This is a genomic window from Devosia sp. P3_B2 (assembly GCF_056402875.1).
In genome coordinates, this window is sequence record NZ_JBFUGO010000018.1 from 1 (window position 1) to 19,714 (window position 19,714).

Here is a 19,714-nt window from a genome sequence, read left to right on the forward strand (position 1 = left end):
TTCGGCTTCGGCGACAGCAACTGGACCGACATCATCTCCGAGCTGCGGCTCGCCGGCTGGACCGGCTCGATCGACATCGAAGGCTGGCATGACCCGGTCTATCGCGACGCGCTTGAAATGACCGGACAGGTCAGGGCGCTCAACTATCTCAAGCATAGCCGCGGCGGCGATTTCATCGACGTCACCGCCCAATACGAGGGCGGAGATCCCTCGCTGCGGCGGGCTGGGTGACGACTGCCCGCCGTCGCCCGGGAGGGGCCGGCGGCGGGATCTTGGACCGCGGAAACGATCCGCATCATGGGAGGAAACTATGACGACTCGCAGACTAGCCCTTATCGGCGCGCTGGCCATGGCCGGTGTCTCCACCTTCGCCTTGCCGGCCCTGGCCGAGACCGTGACGCTGAAGATCTGGGGCATCGATGGTGCCAACGGCCCCGGCATCGCTGATACCTTCAGCAAGGAATTCGACGAGGCCAACGACGACATCACCGTCGAATACCGCACGGTGCCGTTCGACGATCTGGTGAACGAGTCGCTGCGTGCCTTTGCCACCGGCCAGGCCCCCGACATCATCGCGGTCGACAATCCCGACTTCGCGCTGTTCTCCTCGCGTGGGGCGTTCCTCGACATCACCGATCGCGTCAAGGCATCGACGGTAATCAAGGACGAGAACTATTTCGCCGGCCCGCTCGCTTCGACCATGTGGGACGGCAAACAGTACGGCGTGCCCAAGGCCACCAACACGATTGCGCTGTTCTACAACCGCGACCTGTTCAAGAAGGCCGGCATTGCCGAGGCCCCCAAGACCTGGGACGAACTGCTCGAAGATGCGCGCAAGCTCAACGATCCGGCCAACAATGTCTACGGCATCAGCTGGTCTGCTCGTGCGGGCGAAGAGGGCACGTTCCAGTTCCTGCCGTGGATCCAGATGGCCGGCGGCAGCTTCACGCAGGTCAACGTCCCCGGCGCCGTGAAGGCACTCGAAATCTGGAAGACACTGCTCGACGAGAAGCTCGCGTCGCAGGACGTGCTGAGCCAGGGCCAGTGGGACTCCACGGGTACCTTCAACTCGGGCAACGCGGCCATGGCCATCTCCGGTCCGTGGGAAATCAACCGCATGTCGACCGACGCCAAGTTCGACTGGGGTGTGGCCCTACTGCCGACCGAGACCGATGGCGGCGCCCGCTCGTCAGCCATGGGCGATTTCAACTGGGCGATCTTCTCGACCACCAAGCATCCGGATGAGGCGTTCCGCGCCATCGAGTATTTCACCACTCAGGAAGCGCGGCTCTTCCCCGAGTTCGCCAACATCCCGGCCCGCAGCGACATCCCGCTGCCGCCGACCGGCGACGCCAAGAAGGACGAGGCACTGGCCGTGTTCCTCGACCAGCTGAAATACGCGCAGCCGCGCGGTCCGCACCCCGAGTGGCAGAAGATCTCCAAGGCCATCTATGACGCGTTCCAGGCAGCAATGACTGGCCAGATGTCGGCCAAGGACGCGCTCGATCAGGCCCAGGCGACGATCACCGGCATCGTCGGCGGCTAAATCCCTCCTCCCAACTGGACTGCCCGGCTTTCGCGCTGGGCAGTCATTTTCCCGGGAGTCGAGCAAGATGAGGATTGGGCGATGAGTAGCGAGACGATCGCTGATGCGGGAGGCGCGCGGCGCCGGCAAGGGTGGGGCATCCTGAGCGGACTTCGCGACGGCGTGGGGTTCGATATTCTGCTCGTCGGCGCGGCAATGCTGTTTCTGCTTGTGCTCGCCGGCTTGCCGCTCGTCTACAACGTGCTGATGAGCTTCCAGCAGGTGGATATGTTCACCCTGGGGGCGCTGATCCGGCCCTTCGCCGGCTTCGACAACTACATCGCCGTGGTCTCGCAGCCCGAGTTCTGGCTGGTGACCCGCAACACACTGGTATTCGTCGTCGGCTCGATCACCGGACAGTTCCTGTTCGGCTTCGCCCTCGCCATCTTCTTCGCGCAGAAATTCCCTGGCGCCGCGACCATCCGCGGGCTGTTCCTTGTGTCCTGGGTGATGCCTGGCCTCGTCGTCGGTGCCATCTGGAGCTGGATTCTCGCCGGCGATTTCGGCGTGCTTAACGCCATCCTGAAGTCCATCGGCATCATCGATACGAACATCTTCTGGAAGTCGTCGCCCGACTGGTCGCTCTGGGCGGTGATCATCGCCAATATCTGGCTTGGCCTCGCCTTCAACATGCTGCTGCTCTCAGTGGGTCTCGCCGGCATTCCGCGCGACCTCTACGAAGCCGCCGAACTTGATGGCGCCAACGCCTTTCAGCGCTTCTGGACCATCACGCTGCCGATGATGCGCCCGACCATCGGCGCCGTGCTGTCGCTCGGCCTCATCGGCACCCTGCAGCAGTTCGACCTGTTCCCGGCCATCACCGAGGGGGGGCCGTCCAATTCTTCCACGGTGGCGCAATACTGGGCCTGGCAGATGAGCTTCAAGCTTTACGATTTCGCGCGTGGCGCAACGATCTCGGTGATGATGTTCCTGCTCGTGCTGGTCGCATCCATCGTCTACGTGCGCTCCACCCGTCATGAGGTGCGCGGATGACCAACGGTTGGACCAAATGGCTGCTGCTCGTCCTCGCGCTGGCGATGGCGGCGATCTACCTGTTCCCCCTCTACTGGATGTATGTGACGAGCCTCAAGACTGGCTCCGAGATCTTCGCCAACCCGCCGACGTTCTGGCCGACGGCCGCCGATTTCAGCGTCTACCCGGCGGTGTGGCAGCGTCGCACCATGGCGACGTTCCTGTGGAACTCGACGGTGATCGCGGCCGGCGTCACGGCCATCACGGTGCTCCTTGGTACCGGGTGCGCCTATGTGCTGGCGCGCTATCGCAATATCTGGATCGACATCGGGCTGTTCTCCATCCTGATGCTGCAGGTGCTGCCCGCCTCGGTGATGATCACGCCGCTGTTCGTCGGCTTCAACCAGCTGGGGCTGCTGTCGCTGCCCCGCACCGCGGTGGTGCTCGCCTCCGCGGCCAAGGCGATGCCGTTCTTCGTCGTCCTCGTGCGTGCCACCTTCATGTCGGTGCCGCGTGAGCTCGAGGAGGCGGCGCTGGTCGATGGCAACTCGCGCTTCGGGGCATTCTTCACCATCGTCCTGCCGCTGGCGCGCAACGGCATCCTGGTCTGCGCCATCCTCACCTTCATGTCGGCGTTCGGCGAGTACATCTATTCGAAGTCGATCATCCAGGACACGGCTCTGCAGCCAGCCAGCGTCGGCCTCTCCGGCTTCGTCGGACCGAACGCCCGCGACTGGAATTCGATCATGGCCTTTGCCGCGATCTACGTGACGCCGATCCTCGCCGTGTTCGTTCTCCTCCAGCGGCGCATCGTCGCCGGCCTTACCTCGGGAGCCCTCAAATGACCGCCCAGATCGAGATGCAGGGCATCGACAAGCACTACGGTGCCTTCCACGCCCTTAGGGGTATCGACCTGACCATCGACAAGGGCGCGTTCGTCGCTCTGGTCGGCCCCTCCGGCTGCGGCAAGTCGACCCTGTTGCGCTCGATCGCGGGGCTGGAAAGCATCAGCGGCGGCACGCTGAAGATCGCCGGCGAGACCATGAACGGCGTCCCGCCGCGCAAGCGCGACGTGGCGATGGTGTTCCAGTCCTACGCGCTCTACCCGCACATGAACGTCGAGGAAAACCTCACCTATTCGCTGCGCCTGCGCGGCGCCAGCAAGGCGGAGGGGCAGGCGAAGGCGGCCGAGGTGGCCACCACCACGGGGCTTTCGGCTCTGCTGGGACGTTTCCCGCGGCAGCTGTCGGGGGGGCAGCGTCAGCGCGTCGCGATGGGCCGCGCCATCATCCGGCACCCCAAGGCCTTCCTGTTCGACGAGCCGCTGAGCAATCTCGACGCGGCGCTGCGCGTCCAGATGCGCAAGGAAATCCGGGCGCTCCACGACCGGCTCGGCGCCACCTCGGTCTACGTCACGCACGACCAGATCGAGGCCATGACCATGGCCGACCATGTCGTGGTGATGCGCGACGGGGTGATCGAGCAGCAGGGCGCGCCGCTCGAGCTCTACGATCGCCCGGCCAACCGGTTCGTCGCCGGCTTCATCGGCTCGCCGGCGATGAACTTCGTTGATGCCGTGGTCGGGGCGGATGGCCGCTCCATCGAGCTCGTCAGCCTGGGGGGACAGCGTGTCGCCATCGCCTCGGCGATGGAACCCGGGCGCCAGGTCACTGCCGGGATGCGCCCCGAGCACCTGCACGCCTCCGCGAACCCCGCCGGCATCAAGATGACCGTCGGCACCATCGAGTCTACGGGGTCCATGACGTTCATTTCGTCGCCCAATGACGAACTGACGCTCGTCCAGACCAGCCGGGTGACGGAAAAGCCCGGCGACACCCTCATGCTCGAGATTTCGCCCGAGAACATCCACCTGTTCGATACGGCGAGCGGTCGGCGCCTCTGACCCGCTGAGCGGCTGACGTCCGTACGGTTACCCCAACGCCGCCGGTGTGCGGCTGCCGGCGCCTATGGCGCCAGCGGCCGCTGGCGCGTCGTAGGGTCAGGGCTGATCCACATCCTTACTGTATCTGTATCACCGATATACAACCGGACACGCGGACTGCGCGCGGCACGGACGATCAGGATATCGTCATGCGTGATGAAACGCGGTATTAGAGAGGGAGCCTCTGCAGAACGAAGGGGTGAGGGCGCCCATTCGGCGTTTTTCCTCGGCGTTGTGTGCCTGCGACTGCATTTCCACAGGATGGAGCCGGCAGGCGGGCCGCGAAAGGAGGTGCGTACCGCACCTTTCTGGAAGCTCGTGCCGAGCATATCGCAAGTTCTGATCTACATCAGAAAAATGCGTTGACAACGTAGGTCTCCCGAATACGATGCCCCGCGAAAGTGCTGGAGGGCATTTTCGAACGGAGCGCGGGAGGCGTTTCCGACAAGGGAGGTATTCATGGATAGACGTAGTTTCATGCTGGGCACTGCAGCGGGTACGCTGATGGTGGCCGCTAACGGCCTTGCCCTTGGGCAGGAAGCCGCCGAAGGCACCGCACCCGACCTGGCGCAGTTTCCGCGCAACGAGACGGTGATCGTGCACAACCCGGAAGGCGTGATCCGCAATCCGAGCTGGTTCAATATCTGGGTGAATGGCGGCGGCGGCTGGTCCAACGGTCTGCATCAGCTGACGATGGATACGCTGTGGTTCATCGACCCCGATGCGGGCATCCCGGAAAAGAGCGAAAACGCCATCTACTATTCGCTCGCCGATGGTCCGTGGCAGTACAACGCCGACTTCTCGGAAATGACCGTCAAGCTCCGCCAGGGCATGATGTGGAGCGACGGCGTCGAGTTCACCGCTGACGACGTGGTGTTCACCGTTGAGAAGCAGGCCAGCACGCCGGGCCTCACCTGGAGCGGCGCATTCTCGACGCAGGTCGCCGAGGTCACCGCCCCCGACAAGTACACCGTGCATTTCAAGCTCAAGGCGCCGAACTCGCGCTTCCACGCCGTGTTCTCGGTCCGCTGGAACGCCGCCTGGATCATGCCCAAGCATGTGTTCGAGAAGGTCGATGACATCCTCACCTTCGACAACAATCCGCCGGTGAGCCTCGGGCCCTATACGCTGCACTCGTTCGATCCGAACGGCACCTGGTACATCTGGGAAAAGCGGGCGGACTGGGACAAGACCACTATCGCACTGGTCGGCGAGCCCAAGCCGAAGTTCATCATCTACCGGAACAACATTTCGACGGACAATCGCCTGATCGAGATGCGTAACGGCAATCTCGACATGATCCACGACCTGTCGCCGGAAGGCACGTTCTCGATCATCAAGGAAGACACGCAGACTCAGGGCTGGTTCCCGGGCTTCCCGTATGCCCATCCCGATCCGACCCTGCCGATGATGATCTTCAACCTGCAGAATCCGAAGTTCCAGGACAAGCGCGTGCGCTGGGCCCTGGCATTGATGCTCGATGCACGGGCGATGTCGATGGCGTCCTATCGTGGCGCGGCGACACTCTCGGCGATCTCGATCCCACCGACCGGCACGCACCCGCGCGACTATCACGGGCCGCTGCAGGACTACCTGATCAACTACGAGCTCGACACCGGCACGCGGAAGATCAAGCCGTACGACCCCACCATCGGCAAGCAGATCGCCGACATGGTCCGGCCGCAGTTCGGCGAGCAGGTGCCGACCGACGAGGAAGCGATCAAGAAGTCGTTCGGTTATGGCTGGTGGAAGCAGGATATTGCGGCGGCGGGCGAACTGCTCACCGCGGCCGGCTTCACCAAGAACGGCAACCAGTGGATTCAGCCGGACGGCCAGCCGTTCGCCTTCTCCGTGATGGTGCCGCAGGAAGGCGTGATCGGGCGTCTCGGCGTCATCGTCGCGCAGACCTGGGCGCAGAACGGGGTTCAGGCTTCGGCCGAAATCGCGACCGACAGCTGGGATCGCCAGGCTGCGGGCAACTACGAGTGCAATATCGCCTGGGCGGTGGAAACCTGGGGCGGTCACCCCGACCTCAGCTTCTTCCTCGACAGCTACCACTCGTCGTTCGTTGCCGAGCCGGGCAAACTGCAGCCGGCCCGCAACTGGATGCGTTGGAAGGATGAGCGGCTCGATGCGATCATCGAGAAGATCCGCGGCATCGACTTCAACGACGCCAAGGGCATCGAGTACGGCCATGAGTTCGTGAAGCTGCATCTCGACGAGATGCCGAACATTCCGATTATGTCCTACAACGTGTTCTCGATCCAATCGAACCGCTTCTGGACCGGTTGGCCGAACGCCGAGAAGCCGTACGCGAACCCGGTGACCAACTGGTCGAACGGCAAGTACATCTTCACGCAGATCTCGCCGGTGGCCGGCTGATCTCCTCCCGGGTGGCCCGGCGCAAGCCGGGTCGCTCCGAGGGGCGTACCAGTCTCACGCTTCTCCCGCCGGCCACCGGCCGGTGGGAGACGCCGCGCATGATTTCGGCGCACATCGTAGTTCGGCAGACCGGTTGAGGAGGCCGTATGCAAGGGTATCTCTGGTTTGTCGGCAAACGCGCGTTGCAACTGCTGGCAGTAGTATTCTTCGGCGTTTCCGCCACGTTCCTGGTGACGCACCTGTCACCGATCAGTCCGGTAGAAGCCGCCCTCGGCCGCATGACGGCCAGATCCAATTTCGCTCCTGACGCCATCGAAGCCATGCGCGCCGCGCTGACCGAGCTCTACGGCGTCAACGAGCCGATCATCACCCAGTACGTCAATTTCTGGCTGCGGCTGTTCCGGGGCGACCTCGGGCCGTCGCTGCTCGCCTTTCCGACGCCGGCGATGGAGCTGGTAATGCGGGCAATGCCGTGGACCGTCGGTCTGCTAGTGGTCGCGATATTGATCACCTTCGCGGTCGGCAACCTGTTGGGCGGGCTCGCCGGCTACATGCAGAACAACAAGTTCTTCAAGGCCTTCGGCATCATCGCCATGGGCTTCCAGCCGATCCCGTACTACATCGTCGCCTTCATCCTCCTCATCATCTTCGGCTTCATCTGGCCGGTGCTGCCGATCTCCGGCGGCTTCGCCATGGACGTGACGCCGGGCTGGAACTGGCGCTTCGTCGGCTCGGTCTTCCAGCATGCGATCCTGCCGGCCCTGTCGCTCGTGCTGGTCGGCTTCGGCGGTTGGTTCCTCGGGATGCGGGCGCTCGTCTCCAATGTTGTCACGGAGGACTACGTGACCTATGCCGAACTGGCTGGCGTCGATCGTCGGACCATCGTTGGCGGCTATGTCATCCGCAACGCGCTGGTGCCGCAGTTGACCGCCCTGGCGATGACGCTTGGTGGCGTGTTCTCGGGTACGGTGATCACCGAGCAGGTGTTCAACTACCCGGGGCTCGGCTCACTGCTGATCGATGCGGTGAATGCCGGTGACTACTCGCTGGTGCTGGCGGTTTCGACGGTGTCGGTCACTGCCGTGGCGCTCGCGATCTTCGTTGTCGATCTGCTTTATCCGCTGCTCGACCCACGCGTACGGGCGGAGTAATCAGCCATGTTTGCCGTTCTCCGCGATCTCATCCGCTACAATATCGAGTTCACTATCGGCATCATCCTCGTGGGGGTGGTGGTGATCTATGCGGCGTTGAGCTTCTTCTCGCCTGTCGATCCTTCGCTGATCTACATGACCATCCCGGACCAGCCGCCCTCGGCTCAGTTCTGGTTCGGCACGAATTCGCGTGGCCAGGACATGTTCTGGCAACTGAGCGCGGCGCTGAGGAACAGCCTCATCTTCGGCATCACCGTGGCGGTGCTGAGCCGCTTCATCTCGATCGCGGTCGGGCTGCTCGCGGGCTATGTCGGGGGTTGGGTCGATCGGGTGCTGATGTTCGTCAACGACATCTTCGTCGCCGTGCCGATCTTTCCGGTCCTCGTGCTGTTCTATTTCGTGCTGCGCAACAACCTCGACAGCTTCACGCTGGCGCTGATCATGGCCTGCTTCGGCTGGCCGTTCGACGCCCGCCTGATCCGCTCGGTGGCGCTGGGGCTGAAGCATCGCGAGTTCACCCGCCACGCGGTATTCGCGGGGATGAGCACGCCGAAGATCCTGCTCGAAGAGCATCTGCCCTATGTGATGCCGATCGTCTTTTCGACCTTCATGAACAACATGCTGTGGTCGATCGGCCTCGAGGTGACGCTCGCCGTGCTCGGCTTTACCAACATCAACAACCCCACCATCGGCACGGTGCTCTACTGGGCCAACAGCCACTCGGCGATGGTGGTGGGTGTCTGGTGGTGGATCGTCATCCCGGTCGTCCTGATCGTCATGACCTTCCTCGGCCTGTTCCTGCTGGCCGTCTCGATGAACGAATACATAGACCCGCGCAGCCGCCTGCGCCGCATGGGAGCCTAAGGCCATGGCAGAGGATATTCTCAAGGTCGACGGCCTCAAGGCCTACTACCAAATGAACTATTTCGGCGTGCAGCGCGAAGTGCGGGCCGTCGACGACATCACCATGACGGTCAAGAAGAACGAGGTCTACGGCATCGCCGGCGAGAGCTCGTCGGGCAAGACCAGCTTCATCAAGGTGCTCGCGGCGGCGATCCGGCCGCCGATGCGGATCGTCTCCGGCTCGGTCAAATACGACTTCAAGGGCAAGCCGGTGGACATCGCGACCGCCACCGATGCCGACATCGAGGCGATACGGTGGAGCCACCTGAGCTACATCATGCAGGGCTCGATGAGCGTGCTGAACCCGGTGCGCCGCATCGGCAAGACCTTCCACGATTTCGCCAGCCGGCCGCTGGGGCTGACCGGCGAGCCGTTCCGCCAGCGCGTCATCGGCCATCTCGAACGGCTGAAGCTGCCGGCCGACGTGCTCAATGCCTATCCGCACGAGCTATCGGGCGGCATGCGGCAGCGCGTCACCATCGGGCTTGCGACGGTATGCCATCCCGAGTTCATCATCGCCGACGAGCCGACCACGGCGCTCGACGTGGTGGTCCAAAAGGAGGTGCTGAGCCTCATCCGCGACATCCAGAAGGAGATGGGCTCCTCGGTGGTGTTCGTCACCCACGACATGAGCGTCCACGCCAACATGGCCGACCGCGTCGGCATCATCTATGCCGGCCGCCTCGTCGAGGAAGGCCCGACGCGGCAGATGTTCTTTGCCCCCAAGCACCCCTATACGGCGCACCTGGTGGCGAGCCTGCCGCGCATCGGCGACACCACGCAGCGCCCGGCGCTGGAGGGGCGGCCGCCCAACCTCGCCGACCCGCCGAAGGGCTGCCGTTTCCACCCGCGCTGCCCGCTGGCCATCGACATCTGCAAAACCGAGGTGCCGCCGCTCGAGACGGTGGGGCCCGATCACCGGACGGCCTGCTGGCGCTCGGCCGACGTGGAGCCGCTGGTCAAACCGCACGTCGCGCACGAGGTGATGGCATGAGCACGCTGCTCGAAGTCAGCAATGTCAGCAAGCAGTTCACCATGGGTGGGCTACTGTCGCGCAAGGTCGTCCGCGCCGTCGAGGATGCGAGCCTGTCGCTGAGCGCCGAAAAGCCGGAAATCTTCACCATCATCGGCGAGAGCGGCTCGGGCAAGACGACGCTCGCGCGCATGATCCTCGGGCTGGAACTGCCGTCAACCGGCGAGATCAGCTTTCGGGGCAAGACGGTGAGCCACCGGGTTGGCAGGCGTGAGCGGCTGGAATTCATGGCCAATGTGCAGCCGGTGTTCCAGAACCCGTTCGAGGCGTTCAATCCGCTGAAGCGGATCGACCGCTACCTCGAGTCGACCGCGCGCCGGTTCCTGAAACTCAGCGACCGCGCTGGGCTCGACCGGGCCATGGACGAGGCCTTGCAGAAGGTGGGGCTCAGCCTTGCCGAGGTGAAAGGCCGCTTCCCGCACGAGATGAGCGGGGGCCAGTTGCAGCGCGCCGCTATCGCCCGGGCGCTGATCCCAAATCCGCCGCTGCTGGTGGCGGACGAGCCGGTGTCGATGGTGGACGCCAGCCTTCGCATGAGCATCGTCAACCTGCTCAAGGCGCTGCGCGACGATTTCGGTGTCTCGGTCATCTACATCACCCACGACCTCGCAACCGCCTACTACATCTCCAACCGGCTGATCATCATGCAGCGGGGACGGATCGTGGAAATGGGCGATGCGCGGACTGTGCTGGACAATCCGGAGCATCCGTATTCGCGGCTGCTCAAGGCATCTGTGCTCTCGACCGAGGATGCCGGCGCCGGCAAGCTCGCGACCGATCCGGGCATGGTGAAGCTCGCCAACACGCTGGTGAGCAAGCCTGGGCACCTCCAGAGCCGGCCTGACGGGCGGCTGGTGCGGGTCTACGAGGGGGCGTAGCGCGCCGCCACTACCAGCAGGGATTTGACTGTGTCAGGCAGGACCTGGACGGCCGACAACGGCGACGGCACGTTCACCAACCCGCTGTTCTACGAGGAGTTCTCGGATCCGGACATCATCCGGGTCGGCGAGGATTTCTACATGACCGGCACCACCATGCACGCCATGCCGGGACTGCCGATCCTCAAGTCGGCGGACCTCGTCAACTGGGAGCTGGTGACTTACGTCTTCGACACGCTCGAGCTTGGGCCTGAATTCCGGCTCGAGGGTGGGGAGATCTACGGTCAGGGCATCTGGGCCCCGTGCTTTCGCTATCACGACGGCACGTTCTACATCTTCTCGAACGTCAACAAGCGCCGCACCCAGATCTTCACCGCCACCGATCCGGCTGGCCCGTGGACGCGGCAGGAGATGCAGCAGTCGCTGCACGATCTCTCGGTGCTGTTCGACGACGATGGACGGGCCTATGTCGTCTGGGGCTACCGCAACCTGCGGCTGGCGCAACTGACGCCGGACCTGACCGACCTGGTCCCCGGCACCGAGACCGAGATCACCGGCGCCGACTCCGACATGGGCGAGGGGGTGCATTTCTACAAAATCGACGGCCGGTACTTCCTCACCAGCGCCTGGTTCAGCGGCAGCATGCGGATGCCTGGAGCCCGCGCCGACCATGTCTTCGGGCCGTGGGAGATCAACCCATCGCTCAGCGAGTACGAGGATTTCGGGCTTGTCGAAGGCTATCGGCTGCGCGGTGGCGGCCTGCCGTTCACCGCCACACCGCCATTCGAGCTGATCCCGCCCAACCCCGCGTCGGAAGGGCGTATGTCGCTGCATCAGGGCGGCATTGTCGACACCGCCGCGGGCGAGTGGTGGGGTTGGTCGATGATGGACTACAACTCGCTGGGCCGCCTGACCTGCCTGTCGCCGGTGACCTGGCGCGACGGCTGGCCGTATTTCGGGCTGCCCGGCAATCTCGGCCGGACGCCGCGCACCTGGGTAAAGCCGAACACCCGCCGCCCGCAGCAACCGAAAGCGCTGTTCGAGCGCAGCGACGATTTCGATGGTCCGGCGTTGCAGCCGATCTGGCAGTGGAACCATGTTCCGGTGGCGGAGAAATGGTCGCTGGCCGAGAGGCCCGGTCACCTGCGGCTCCACACGCTGGCGGCCAGTTCGCTCTGGGACGCGCGCAATTCGCTGACGCAGCGGGCTGTCGGACCCATTTCGGTAGCGACAACCAAGCTCGATGGCAGCGGTCTGGAGCAGGCCGACGTGGCGGGGTTGGCGCTGCTCGGCCTGCCGTATCGCTGGGTCGGGCTCAGGCGCAGTGACAAAGGCTGGCGGATCGAGACGTTCGATCAGCAGACGGGCGGGACGATCGTAGCGGCGACCGATGGGCCGATAGTCTGGCTACGCGCCGAGTGCGATTTCCTGACTGAGACGGCGCGGCTCAGCTGGTCGCGGGATGGGGTGCGGTTCGAGGCGCTGGGCGAGCCGGTAGTGATGGTGTTCCAGCTCAAGACCTTCCAGGGCATCCGCTACGCGCTCTTTGCCTACAACGCCGAGCGGCCCGGCGGTTATGCCGATTTCGACAGCATCGAAATCGACGAACCGCACCCGAGAGGATTGATGCGGCCAATCCCGTTCGGCGAGACGATCATCGTTACGGGCCACGGCTCCGACCGGGGGATCGCAATCGAGGCCGGTGCGGTTCGTATGGGCGCTCCAAGCCCGCTGGTCGTGGTCGACCTGGGCTTCGGTCGTGCCGCGCTGGGCCACGGCGGCGGCCACCTGAGCGTCGATGCCGAGGGCAGCGTCCGTCTCGCTGACGGTCGGGCGGGACTTGCCGAGACTTTCCAATGGATGGAGACGCCGACAGGCGAACTCATCCTGATGTCGGTGGTGACCAATCGCTTCCTGCGCCTCACCGAGAGTGGAGAGGTCAGGGCCGACAGTCCCGGTCCGCGATCGGACGGAGGGGATGGTGTCAGGTTCACGTGGGTCGTCTCCTGACCATCCACGGGCCGCGACATCGCCGACACTAGGGACGCGAACTGAGCGCATTTCGCCTTGTGCAAGCAGCCGATCACGTCGATCATACGCGACACGATCGCAGGCAGGTGCCCCGCTATGTTGCGCACGTTTCGGTTGATCCCGAGGAGCCCATCGCCGGCCCTGCGATCCAGCGCTATCCGGGTGTGCCTGCGACCATGATGATCATCAAGCGCTGACCGCGATGACGGGCGACCCGGCCAATGGCGAGGCACCCTTAGCGGCATCGATGCCCCAGAGCATTCGCGCTCGCGTTTCACGCCTGGGCCGTCGCATCTCGCTGTCCCAGCGTTTCTTTCTCATCGCGCTGTGCGTCGTGGTGGCCGCGATGCTGATCCTGGGGAATTGGACCAGCAACTATGTCAGCGAGAGCATCACCAAGGGAATCGGCGGCACGGCTGCCGCGAGCATCGAAGCGCTGATTTCTCGCAGTCTTGACGGAGTTACCCAGGCGCCAGACCGCCGTACTGCGCTCGAGGCCGCGTTTGCCGTGGGCAACAGCGCCGATGCTACGCGGCTGATACAGATCCGGGTGCGCAACCCGGCAGGGGAGATCCTTTTCGAGTCATTGGGCGACCTTGATGACGTCCCCTCGACACAGGATTTGGCAGCGGCCGCGCTTGGGGTGCTGACTGTGCGGGTGATTGACGTGCCGCTGCAGTCGCTGGGTGCGCTCCCCCGTTCGACCCTGCCGGTGCTGAAGATCTATACCCCGTTGCGGCGGGACGAGACGGCTGAGGTGTTCGGCGTCGCCGAGCTCTACTTCAGCGCGCGAGCCGTTCGAGAACTGCAGGCGCAGGCGCGGTCGGACGTCTGGATCATTGTCGCGTCGATTGGTTTCGTTGCGGTGGGAACACTAGCGCTCCTCGTGCAGGTCACCGGCGACATCATCACCCAGCAACGCCAGCGGCTGGCGGCCAACCTCAGGCAGACACGGAGCCTGCTGGACGAGAACATGGTCCTGCAGGCCGCCTCCGAGAGGCTTCGCGTGGAGGCGAGCCTCGCCAACGAACATGTGCTTGCGCAGGTTGGGTCCGATATCCACGACGGACCGGTGCAGCTTCTGACGCTGCTGATCCTGCGGCTGACACGAGCTGATCCGAGTGCTCTTACGGGGGCCGCTGCCGAGTTGGCGCGGGAGGCGCTGGAGGAACTCCGCGGTATATCGGCGGGGCTGGTGTTGCCCGAGCTGGCGAAGCTGGGCGTGGCGGAAACCATTGCCCTCGCCGCGAAGCGTCACGAAGACCTGACCGGCACTGCGGTTGTCACTAGCGTCGATGTTCCGGATATCACGGCGTCGATCACAGCCAAGGTATGCGCCTACCGCGTCATACAGCAGGCGCTCAACAACGCGTACCGCCATGGTGGCGGTGTGGACCAGCAGGTTCGCGTCAGTTCGTCCAATGGCTGGTTGCGCATCGAGGTGACCAATCGATCCTCGGGGAAGGATCCTGCTGCCTCTTCGGTCGACCAACTGGGGCTTCGGGCGATGCGATTTCGCGTCGAGTCCCAGGGCGGGAGTCTCGCGGCGGATTTCGAAGGGGAGCACGCCCGGATCGACGCCAGGATACCGATCGACGCGGGCAAGCCTCAGGCGTCGTCGTTCTGGAGCGGCATTTCCAGTTCATAGGGCGCCCGCAACCGCTGCACGGCCAGGACGACTTCGAGGCGGCTCTTCACCTTCAGCTTGTACATCAGGTTGGTCATGTAGTGCTTGACCGTCTTCTCGGTCAGGTTGAGCGTCCGGGCGATTTCCTTGTTGCTCTTGGCCTCCAGCAGGCACTGCACCAGTTGCTGCTCCCGCGGGCTGAGCTTGGCGGCGGAGCGCTCGTCCTCGCGTCGTGTGCGATTGCGAAATCCGGCAATCAGCTTGGGCGAGAAGTCGGGCGATACGAACAATCCCCCCTTGGTCACTGTTTCAATAGCCGCGAACAGATCCTCCGACGGACGGCCCTTGAGCACAAATGCATGAGCCCCGGCGTCGAGCGCCTGAAGCGCCAGATCGACGTCCGCGTAGGCGGTGAAGATGATCATCTTGGTCGCTGGTGACAGTTCGCCGATCGTGCGGATCGCAGCATAGACGTCGCCCGGCATGCTCAGATCGAGGGTCATGAGATCAGGCTGCATCAGCCGCGCGACCTCGACGGCACCGTCGGCAGACGACTCCGTACCCACAACGGAGAAGCCGCCATCTGCCGAAAACAGGGCCGCGATGCCCGTGAGCAGAGTGGGGTGATCGTCAACGAAGGCGATCCGCATCGGAGACGAGGTCGGTGCCTGAGGGGCGTCAACCGTCATTTGTTCTTGCCGTTTCCGTTTTCGTTTTCGTTGCCACCGCCATTGTCTCCCCCGTCGCCGCTGCCGCCGTTGCCACCGCCGTTACCACCACCATTGCCGCCGCCATTGCTGTTTCCGCCACCGGCATTTCCGCCTCCGTTCGCGTTGCCACCGGCATTTCCACCTCCGTTGCCGCCGGCGTGGCTGTTTGCGCTGTTGCCCGCCGGCTTACCGACGACCTCGGTGAGCGTTACCTCATCGCCCGCCGCCACGGTCTGCCTGGCGCCGGTCGCGTTGTCCGAGACGATCGCAACGCCGATGGTGACCACAACTTCTCCCTCATCTCCGAAGACCGTCAGGCGCGACTGTCCCGGTCCCATTTCTATCGTCATGCTGGCGGTTTGCAGCAGCATCTTCTCACCAGGCCCGAGCCGGGCATCGACAGCAACCGTGCCGGCGAACTGAGTGACCCTCGTCAGGTGGCCTGTGGACTGCTCGATCTGTACGGCGGTGTCTGGCCCGAGGCTGAGCGTGACCTCCTCGCTGGTCAGTTCGACCCGTCCGCTCTGCAAGGTGCGTACCGGCGTATCGGCCAGGACATCGGAGCCAACCGGCAGCTCTGCCCATTGCCCCTGCTGGAACAGGATCACCGTGCCGGTGACCGTGGCAGTGATCCAGGCGGCCGCTGCGAAGGTGGGGCTGGCCAGCAACGACAAGGCAAGCGCGAGCCCAAGGCCGGCCGCTGCGCGGCGAACGCGCCCGGCAAAAAAGTCCTGACGATCCAATGAATTCAGCACGGCTTGTCAGATCCTGGCTAAGACCTCGGTCGACGATAACAGCCGCGCTTGTCCGAATAGCATAGCAGGCCCGATCCGGTCGTGTCACGACACGGCGCTGTGCTTTCTCTCGATTTGCCCGATGCGGATGGCTTCGCCGTCTCTCACCGGCCGGTGAGACTGGTCGCGAGCCCGGGACCTGCGTCAACACTGCAGCAATTGAGCGTTAGGGTGCGGCCGGATCGGACAAGGCGTGGTGCTGGCGCAACGAGGTGATCGTCGCCGACACCGATGTTTCGTCGGTCACCGTGAGCGTGAACTCGCGATCGGTGGCCGAGCGTCCCATGCTGACGCCCGGATTGCGGAAGCGCATGGAGCTGTCGACCACCCGTGGAGCCGCGAAGTGCAACTCATCGGCGCGGGTCCGCTGGTGAACCTCGGCGATGTTGGTGCGGTTCAGCCCGCCGCAGGCCATCACGAGGATGCGGCCGCGCGCTGCCTTCACCGTGCGGGCCAGGGTTTCGATGCCGTCGAGCGCGGACTTGTGCTGGCCGCTGGTGAGAACCCTGTCGACCCCGCAACGCACCAGGGCTTCGATCGCTTCCTCGCAATCGCGCGTCATGTCGAAAGCACGGTGGTGGGTGACCTGCATCGGTCGCGCCAGTTCGACCGCCTTGCGGGTGCGGACCTCGTCGATGGTGCCCTCGGCGGTGAGGAAGCCGATGACGACGCCGGCGACGCCCATTTGCTTCAGCTCGGCTATGTCGGCGAGGATCGCCTCGAACTCGATCTCCGAATAGAGAAAGTCCCCGCCGCGCGGCCGGACCATCACGAAAAACGGGATCGTCGCCACCTGCTGGGCGGCCCGAACCATGCCCATGCTGGGCGTTAGCCCGCCTTCGATGAGGCTGGCACAGAGTTCAACCCGGTCGGCGCCGCCGTTCTGCGCCGCAACCAGCCCATCGGCCCCTTCGACCGCGATCTCGACCAGCACAGCCATCAAACGCTTCCTTTTCTTGCCGATGGAACCGCCAGCGGCGACCAGTCGAAATTGGTATCGAACGGGTAGGTCTTGCGGGTCTTGCGCAGCCGCGGCAGGCGCTCGACGAACTGGTCGACGACACCTGGCGACAGGGCCATCAGGCTTGGATTGGCGATGGGCGCCAGTTCCGGCGAGAGATAGCCCGACTTGACCACGACGATCTTCGCCGCGCGGGGATCGAGCCCGATACGGGTGAAGTCGGCCATGTTGTGGAACGGACGGCGCCGAGCGGTGACTACCAGATCGACGCCGTCGATGCGGAGTACGGCCTCGCGCAAGCGCGGCTCGGGCGCGTCGAGCAGGAAGATCACGTCGGCTTGCAGCTGTACCGGGTGGCTGGCGGGGTCGAGGCTGCCGCCAATGCTGAGCGACAGGTGGGAGCCGACGCCCGCCGCATAGGCGAGTTCGGTAGCCATCCGGTCGGCGATGCCGGCGAAGATGGCGCCTTGGGCGCCCTGGTGCAGCAATTCGGCGAGGACGTCGGCCCGATCGCCGACGCCGCCGCCTGTCGGGTTGTCACCCGATTCTGCGATGATCGCCGGACTGGTCTCCGACGCGATGGCGAGGGTGACGCATTCGTCGATGCTGCCGGTACGGGTGCCGAAGACGAACTTTTCGCGCGCGTTCCAGTAGTCGCCGGCTAGCGCCTCGGCGGCCCGGCGAAGTGCCGGCAGGTCGGTGCCGGTCATGATCGCAGCTGCGGTGGCGCGCGGTTCGTCGGCCCAGACGTAGCCGACCATCAGCGAAGCGTCCCAGATGACGGCCTCGGCTTCGATGGCGGAGAGCCCGGCGTAGAGGCTTCTCGCCGGCTCGTCCTCGGTGCTGGTCCGCTCGCCCGGGAGGACGACGGGAACGGGGGCCCAGACGATGAAGGGTCTTTCGCCGGTGGTGAGGCTGCGCACCAGCATGGCAACTGCACGGCGCATTGTCTCCTCGACGTCGATGTGCGGCGCCGTGCGGTAGGTGGAGAAGATGTCGAGTGCGTCGATGATGCGCTGGCTGACGTTGCCGTGGAGATCGTAGCTCGCGGCGATCGGGACATCGGAGCCAACCAGCGCGCGAACGGCGGTGATGAAGTCGCCCTCGGCGTCCTCCATGCCCTCGACGAACATCGCGCCATGCATGGCGAGGTAGACGCCGTCGAGGGCGCCGGCCGCGGCGATGCCGGCGAGGATTTCCGCCTTGAACGCTTCGTAGGTCTGTCGCTCGACCGGGCCGCCGGCGATGGCCCGGGCGTGGAGCGTTGGGACAAAGTCGGCGCCATAGTCCTTGAGGAAGGCGAAGTAGGCATCGTCGGTGAGGGCCTGTCCCCGGAGGATGCGGAACTCCGCCTCATGGACGAGCACCGGATTGTAGGTGCTGCATTCGGTGTGGATCCCTCCAACGACGATGCGCATCAGACCTCTCCCTGCGCGATGGCAGTGGGCGCGGTGGTGGTGCGGCTGAGGCGGCCCGAGAGCACGAGGCTTACTGCGAGGATAGGCAACAGCGCCGCGACGCCGACGCGCAGGTCGACATGCTGGCCGATAAAGCCGATCAGCGGCGGACCGACGAGGAAGCCGAGCAGCGCAATGAAAGAGAGTGTCGCCACATTGGTGGACGAGCGGGCGGGGTCGAGGTCCGCGGCGGCGGTCACCGCCAAGGGGAACGCGACGGAGGCGCCGAGGCCGACGACGGCGAAGCCGAGAAGGGCGACCGGCAGGCCGGGCGCGAGGGTGAGGATGACGATCCCGACCAAGGCGAGAACCACGCTGCCGCGGGCCAGGGTTGCGGCGCCAAGCCTCGACTTCGCCCAGTCGCCACCGAACCGGCCGGTCGCGACGAAGAGGGCGAAGACCGAGTAGCCGATACCGGCCTCGCCGCCGACACCCAGCACTTCGCGCAAGAACACGGCGGACCAGTCGGCCATGGCGCCCTCGGTCATGGTCACGCCGAAGACGAAGAAACACACGCCGAGCAGGGCCCAGCCCGGCAGTCGGGACCCGGTGAGCCGCCGCGTGCCGGGGGCTGATGGGGTGGCGGTCGCATCGGGTCCGAAATCCGGCACCAGCCGGCCGGCCACCGGACCGACCACGAACGTTGCGACGGCGACCGACAGGATGGCCCAGCGCGCCTCGATGCCGGCGGCGGCAAGCGCGGAGCCGATGATGCTGCCGGTCATGATGCCGAGCGACCAGAAGCCGTGCGCCTTGCTCATGATCAGGCGGCCCGTCGCCTTCTCGACCTTATCGGCTTCGACATTGAGCCCGAGTTCGACGAACGAGATCGTCGAGCCGCAGAGCATCAGCGTGACAAACAGCAGCACGGGGTTCGACGCAAATCCGGGCAGGCTCACGGCAATGGCGTAGAGCGCAAAGCCGAACATGATCGCAGCCCTGGCCCCGATGCGGCCGACCAGCGGGCCGGCAAACGGCAGGGTCAGCAGAGTGCCGGCCGGCAGCCCAAGCAGCACCATTGCAAGGCCGGCGGGGCCGAGGCCCAGCGCCTGCTGCACATCGGGTATGCGCGGCAGCCAACTGCCGAAGGCAATCGGCTGCAGGAAGAACACGAGCATGGTCAGGCGCTGTGGGGTTAGGCGTGCCATTGGGCTCAGACGCTCCCGGAGGTCATCCGGGTGATCTGCCGGATGTCATTGATTTTCATCGGCGACTTGCTTGACGTCTGTCAATAGGCAAGTCCAACTGGATACCAATTCCCCAGGACCGGGTACGTACCGCAGGTAGC

General features: G+C 64.7%; 16 protein-coding genes and 1 pseudogene. 12 read left to right on the forward strand and 5 right to left on the reverse strand.

Features of this window, described 5'->3' with window-relative positions; translation table 11 throughout:
- The 12 genes and pseudogenes from AC1DV8_RS21485 to AC1DV8_RS21540 form a co-directional block, all read left to right on the forward strand.
- Window positions 1–231, forward strand: a pseudogene (locus AC1DV8_RS21485) (sugar phosphate isomerase/epimerase); the annotation flags it as partial.
- 79 nt (window positions 232–310) lie between these two features.
- Window positions 311–1,546, forward strand: a complete 1,236-nt coding sequence (locus AC1DV8_RS21490; protein ID WP_477158853.1) for an ABC transporter substrate-binding protein — start codon at window positions 311–313, stop codon at window positions 1,544–1,546.
- Window positions 1,547–1,627: 81 nt separating this feature from the next.
- A complete protein-coding gene (locus AC1DV8_RS21495; RefSeq protein ID WP_477152100.1) occupies window positions 1,628–2,578 on the forward strand; it encodes a carbohydrate ABC transporter permease in 951 nt (316 codons plus the stop codon).
- Complete coding sequence (locus AC1DV8_RS21500; protein WP_477158854.1) at window positions 2,575–3,402, forward strand: carbohydrate ABC transporter permease; 828 nt, start codon at window positions 2,575–2,577, stop codon at window positions 3,400–3,402. Before AC1DV8_RS21495 ends, AC1DV8_RS21500 begins: the two co-directional genes overlap by 4 nt.
- The gene (locus AC1DV8_RS21505) at window positions 3,399–4,460 is read left to right on the forward strand and encodes an ABC transporter ATP-binding protein (protein ID WP_477158855.1); all 1,062 of its coding nucleotides are present in this window, start codon (window positions 3,399–3,401) and stop codon (window positions 4,458–4,460) included. Before AC1DV8_RS21500 ends, AC1DV8_RS21505 begins: the two co-directional genes overlap by 4 nt.
- A gap of 543 nt (window positions 4,461–5,003) precedes the next feature.
- Window positions 5,004–6,881 (forward strand): ABC transporter substrate-binding protein, encoded by a 1,878-nt coding sequence (locus AC1DV8_RS21510; protein WP_477152148.1) that lies wholly within the window; start codon window positions 5,004–5,006, stop codon window positions 6,879–6,881.
- Window positions 6,882–7,027: 146 nt separating this feature from the next.
- Window positions 7,028–8,032, forward strand: coding sequence for an ABC transporter permease (locus AC1DV8_RS21515; RefSeq protein WP_477152103.1), 1,005 nt, complete (start codon window positions 7,028–7,030; stop codon window positions 8,030–8,032).
- A 6-nt stretch (window positions 8,033–8,038) separates the two neighbouring features.
- Entirely contained in the window at window positions 8,039–8,896 is an 858-nt protein-coding gene (locus tag AC1DV8_RS21520; protein WP_477152104.1) for an ABC transporter permease, read from the forward strand.
- A 4-nt stretch (window positions 8,897–8,900) separates the two neighbouring features.
- Entirely contained in the window at window positions 8,901–9,929 is a 1,029-nt protein-coding gene (locus AC1DV8_RS21525) for an ABC transporter ATP-binding protein (RefSeq protein WP_477152105.1), read from the forward strand.
- Entirely contained in the window at window positions 9,926–10,846 is a 921-nt protein-coding gene (locus AC1DV8_RS21530; protein WP_477158856.1) for an ABC transporter ATP-binding protein, read from the forward strand. Before AC1DV8_RS21525 ends, AC1DV8_RS21530 begins: the two co-directional genes overlap by 4 nt.
- Window positions 10,847–10,876: 30 nt before the next feature.
- Window positions 10,877–12,856, forward strand: coding sequence for a glycoside hydrolase family 43 protein (locus tag AC1DV8_RS21535; RefSeq protein WP_477158857.1), 1,980 nt, complete (start codon window positions 10,877–10,879; stop codon window positions 12,854–12,856).
- Between the two features lie 223 nt (window positions 12,857–13,079).
- Entirely contained in the window at window positions 13,080–14,525 is a 1,446-nt protein-coding gene (locus AC1DV8_RS21540; RefSeq protein WP_477158858.1) for a sensor histidine kinase, read from the forward strand.
- On the opposite strand, the gene AC1DV8_RS21545 is transcribed toward AC1DV8_RS21540, so the two are convergent.
- From AC1DV8_RS21545 to AC1DV8_RS21565, 5 genes are all read right to left on the reverse strand, one after another.
- Entirely contained in the window at window positions 14,486–15,154 is a 669-nt protein-coding gene (locus tag AC1DV8_RS21545) for a response regulator (protein WP_477158859.1), read from the reverse strand. The two genes, AC1DV8_RS21540 and AC1DV8_RS21545, sit on opposite strands and share 40 nt — an antisense overlap.
- A 35-nt stretch (window positions 15,155–15,189) precedes the next feature.
- Complete coding sequence (locus AC1DV8_RS21550; RefSeq protein WP_477158860.1) at window positions 15,190–15,969, reverse strand: FecR family protein; 780 nt, start codon at window positions 15,967–15,969, stop codon at window positions 15,190–15,192.
- 205 nt (window positions 15,970–16,174) lie between these two features.
- Window positions 16,175–16,948: a copper homeostasis protein CutC gene (locus AC1DV8_RS21555; RefSeq protein WP_477158861.1), complete on the reverse strand. Its 774-nt coding sequence runs from the start codon at window positions 16,946–16,948 to the stop codon at window positions 16,175–16,177.
- Entirely contained in the window at window positions 16,948–18,387 is a 1,440-nt protein-coding gene (locus tag AC1DV8_RS21560) for a M81 family metallopeptidase (RefSeq protein ID WP_477158862.1), read from the reverse strand. The genes AC1DV8_RS21555 and AC1DV8_RS21560 overlap by 1 nt, the downstream gene beginning before the upstream one ends.
- Window positions 18,387–19,574, reverse strand: a complete 1,188-nt coding sequence (locus tag AC1DV8_RS21565; protein ID WP_477158863.1) for an MFS transporter — start codon at window positions 19,572–19,574, stop codon at window positions 18,387–18,389. The genes AC1DV8_RS21560 and AC1DV8_RS21565 overlap by 1 nt, the downstream gene beginning before the upstream one ends.
- Between the last annotated feature and the right edge of the window lie 140 nt (window positions 19,575–19,714).

What these genes read in the sequence shown, in the direction of transcription:
- AC1DV8_RS21495 (WP_477152100.1), top strand. Translation starts at nt 1,628, where the DNA reads ATGAGTAGCGAGACGATCGCTGATGCGGGAGGCGCGCGGCGCCGGCAA.
- AC1DV8_RS21490 (WP_477158853.1), top strand. Translation starts at nt 311, where the DNA reads ATGACGACTCGCAGACTAGCCCTTATCGGCGCGCTGGCCATGGCCGGT.
- AC1DV8_RS21545 (WP_477158859.1), bottom strand. Translation starts at nt 15,154, where the DNA reads ATGCGGATCGCCTTCGTTGACGATCACCCCACTCTGCTCACGGGCATC.
- AC1DV8_RS21515 (WP_477152103.1), top strand. Translation starts at nt 7,028, where the DNA reads ATGCAAGGGTATCTCTGGTTTGTCGGCAAACGCGCGTTGCAACTGCTG.
- AC1DV8_RS21500 (WP_477158854.1), top strand. Translation starts at nt 2,575, where the DNA reads ATGACCAACGGTTGGACCAAATGGCTGCTGCTCGTCCTCGCGCTGGCG.
- AC1DV8_RS21520 (WP_477152104.1), top strand. Translation starts at nt 8,039, where the DNA reads ATGTTTGCCGTTCTCCGCGATCTCATCCGCTACAATATCGAGTTCACT.
- AC1DV8_RS21560 (WP_477158862.1), bottom strand. Translation starts at nt 18,387, where the DNA reads ATGCGCATCGTCGTTGGAGGGATCCACACCGAATGCAGCACCTACAAT.
- AC1DV8_RS21505 (WP_477158855.1), top strand. Translation starts at nt 3,399, where the DNA reads ATGACCGCCCAGATCGAGATGCAGGGCATCGACAAGCACTACGGTGCC.
- AC1DV8_RS21525 (WP_477152105.1), top strand. Translation starts at nt 8,901, where the DNA reads ATGGCAGAGGATATTCTCAAGGTCGACGGCCTCAAGGCCTACTACCAA.
- AC1DV8_RS21555 (WP_477158861.1), bottom strand. Translation starts at nt 16,948, where the DNA reads ATGGCTGTGCTGGTCGAGATCGCGGTCGAAGGGGCCGATGGGCTGGTT.
- AC1DV8_RS21565 (WP_477158863.1), bottom strand. Translation starts at nt 19,574, where the DNA reads ATGGCACGCCTAACCCCACAGCGCCTGACCATGCTCGTGTTCTTCCTG.
- AC1DV8_RS21530 (WP_477158856.1), top strand. Translation starts at nt 9,926, where the DNA reads ATGAGCACGCTGCTCGAAGTCAGCAATGTCAGCAAGCAGTTCACCATG.
- AC1DV8_RS21510 (WP_477152148.1), top strand. Translation starts at nt 5,004, where the DNA reads ATGGTGGCCGCTAACGGCCTTGCCCTTGGGCAGGAAGCCGCCGAAGGC.
- AC1DV8_RS21540 (WP_477158858.1), top strand. Translation starts at nt 13,080, where the DNA reads ATGACGGGCGACCCGGCCAATGGCGAGGCACCCTTAGCGGCATCGATG.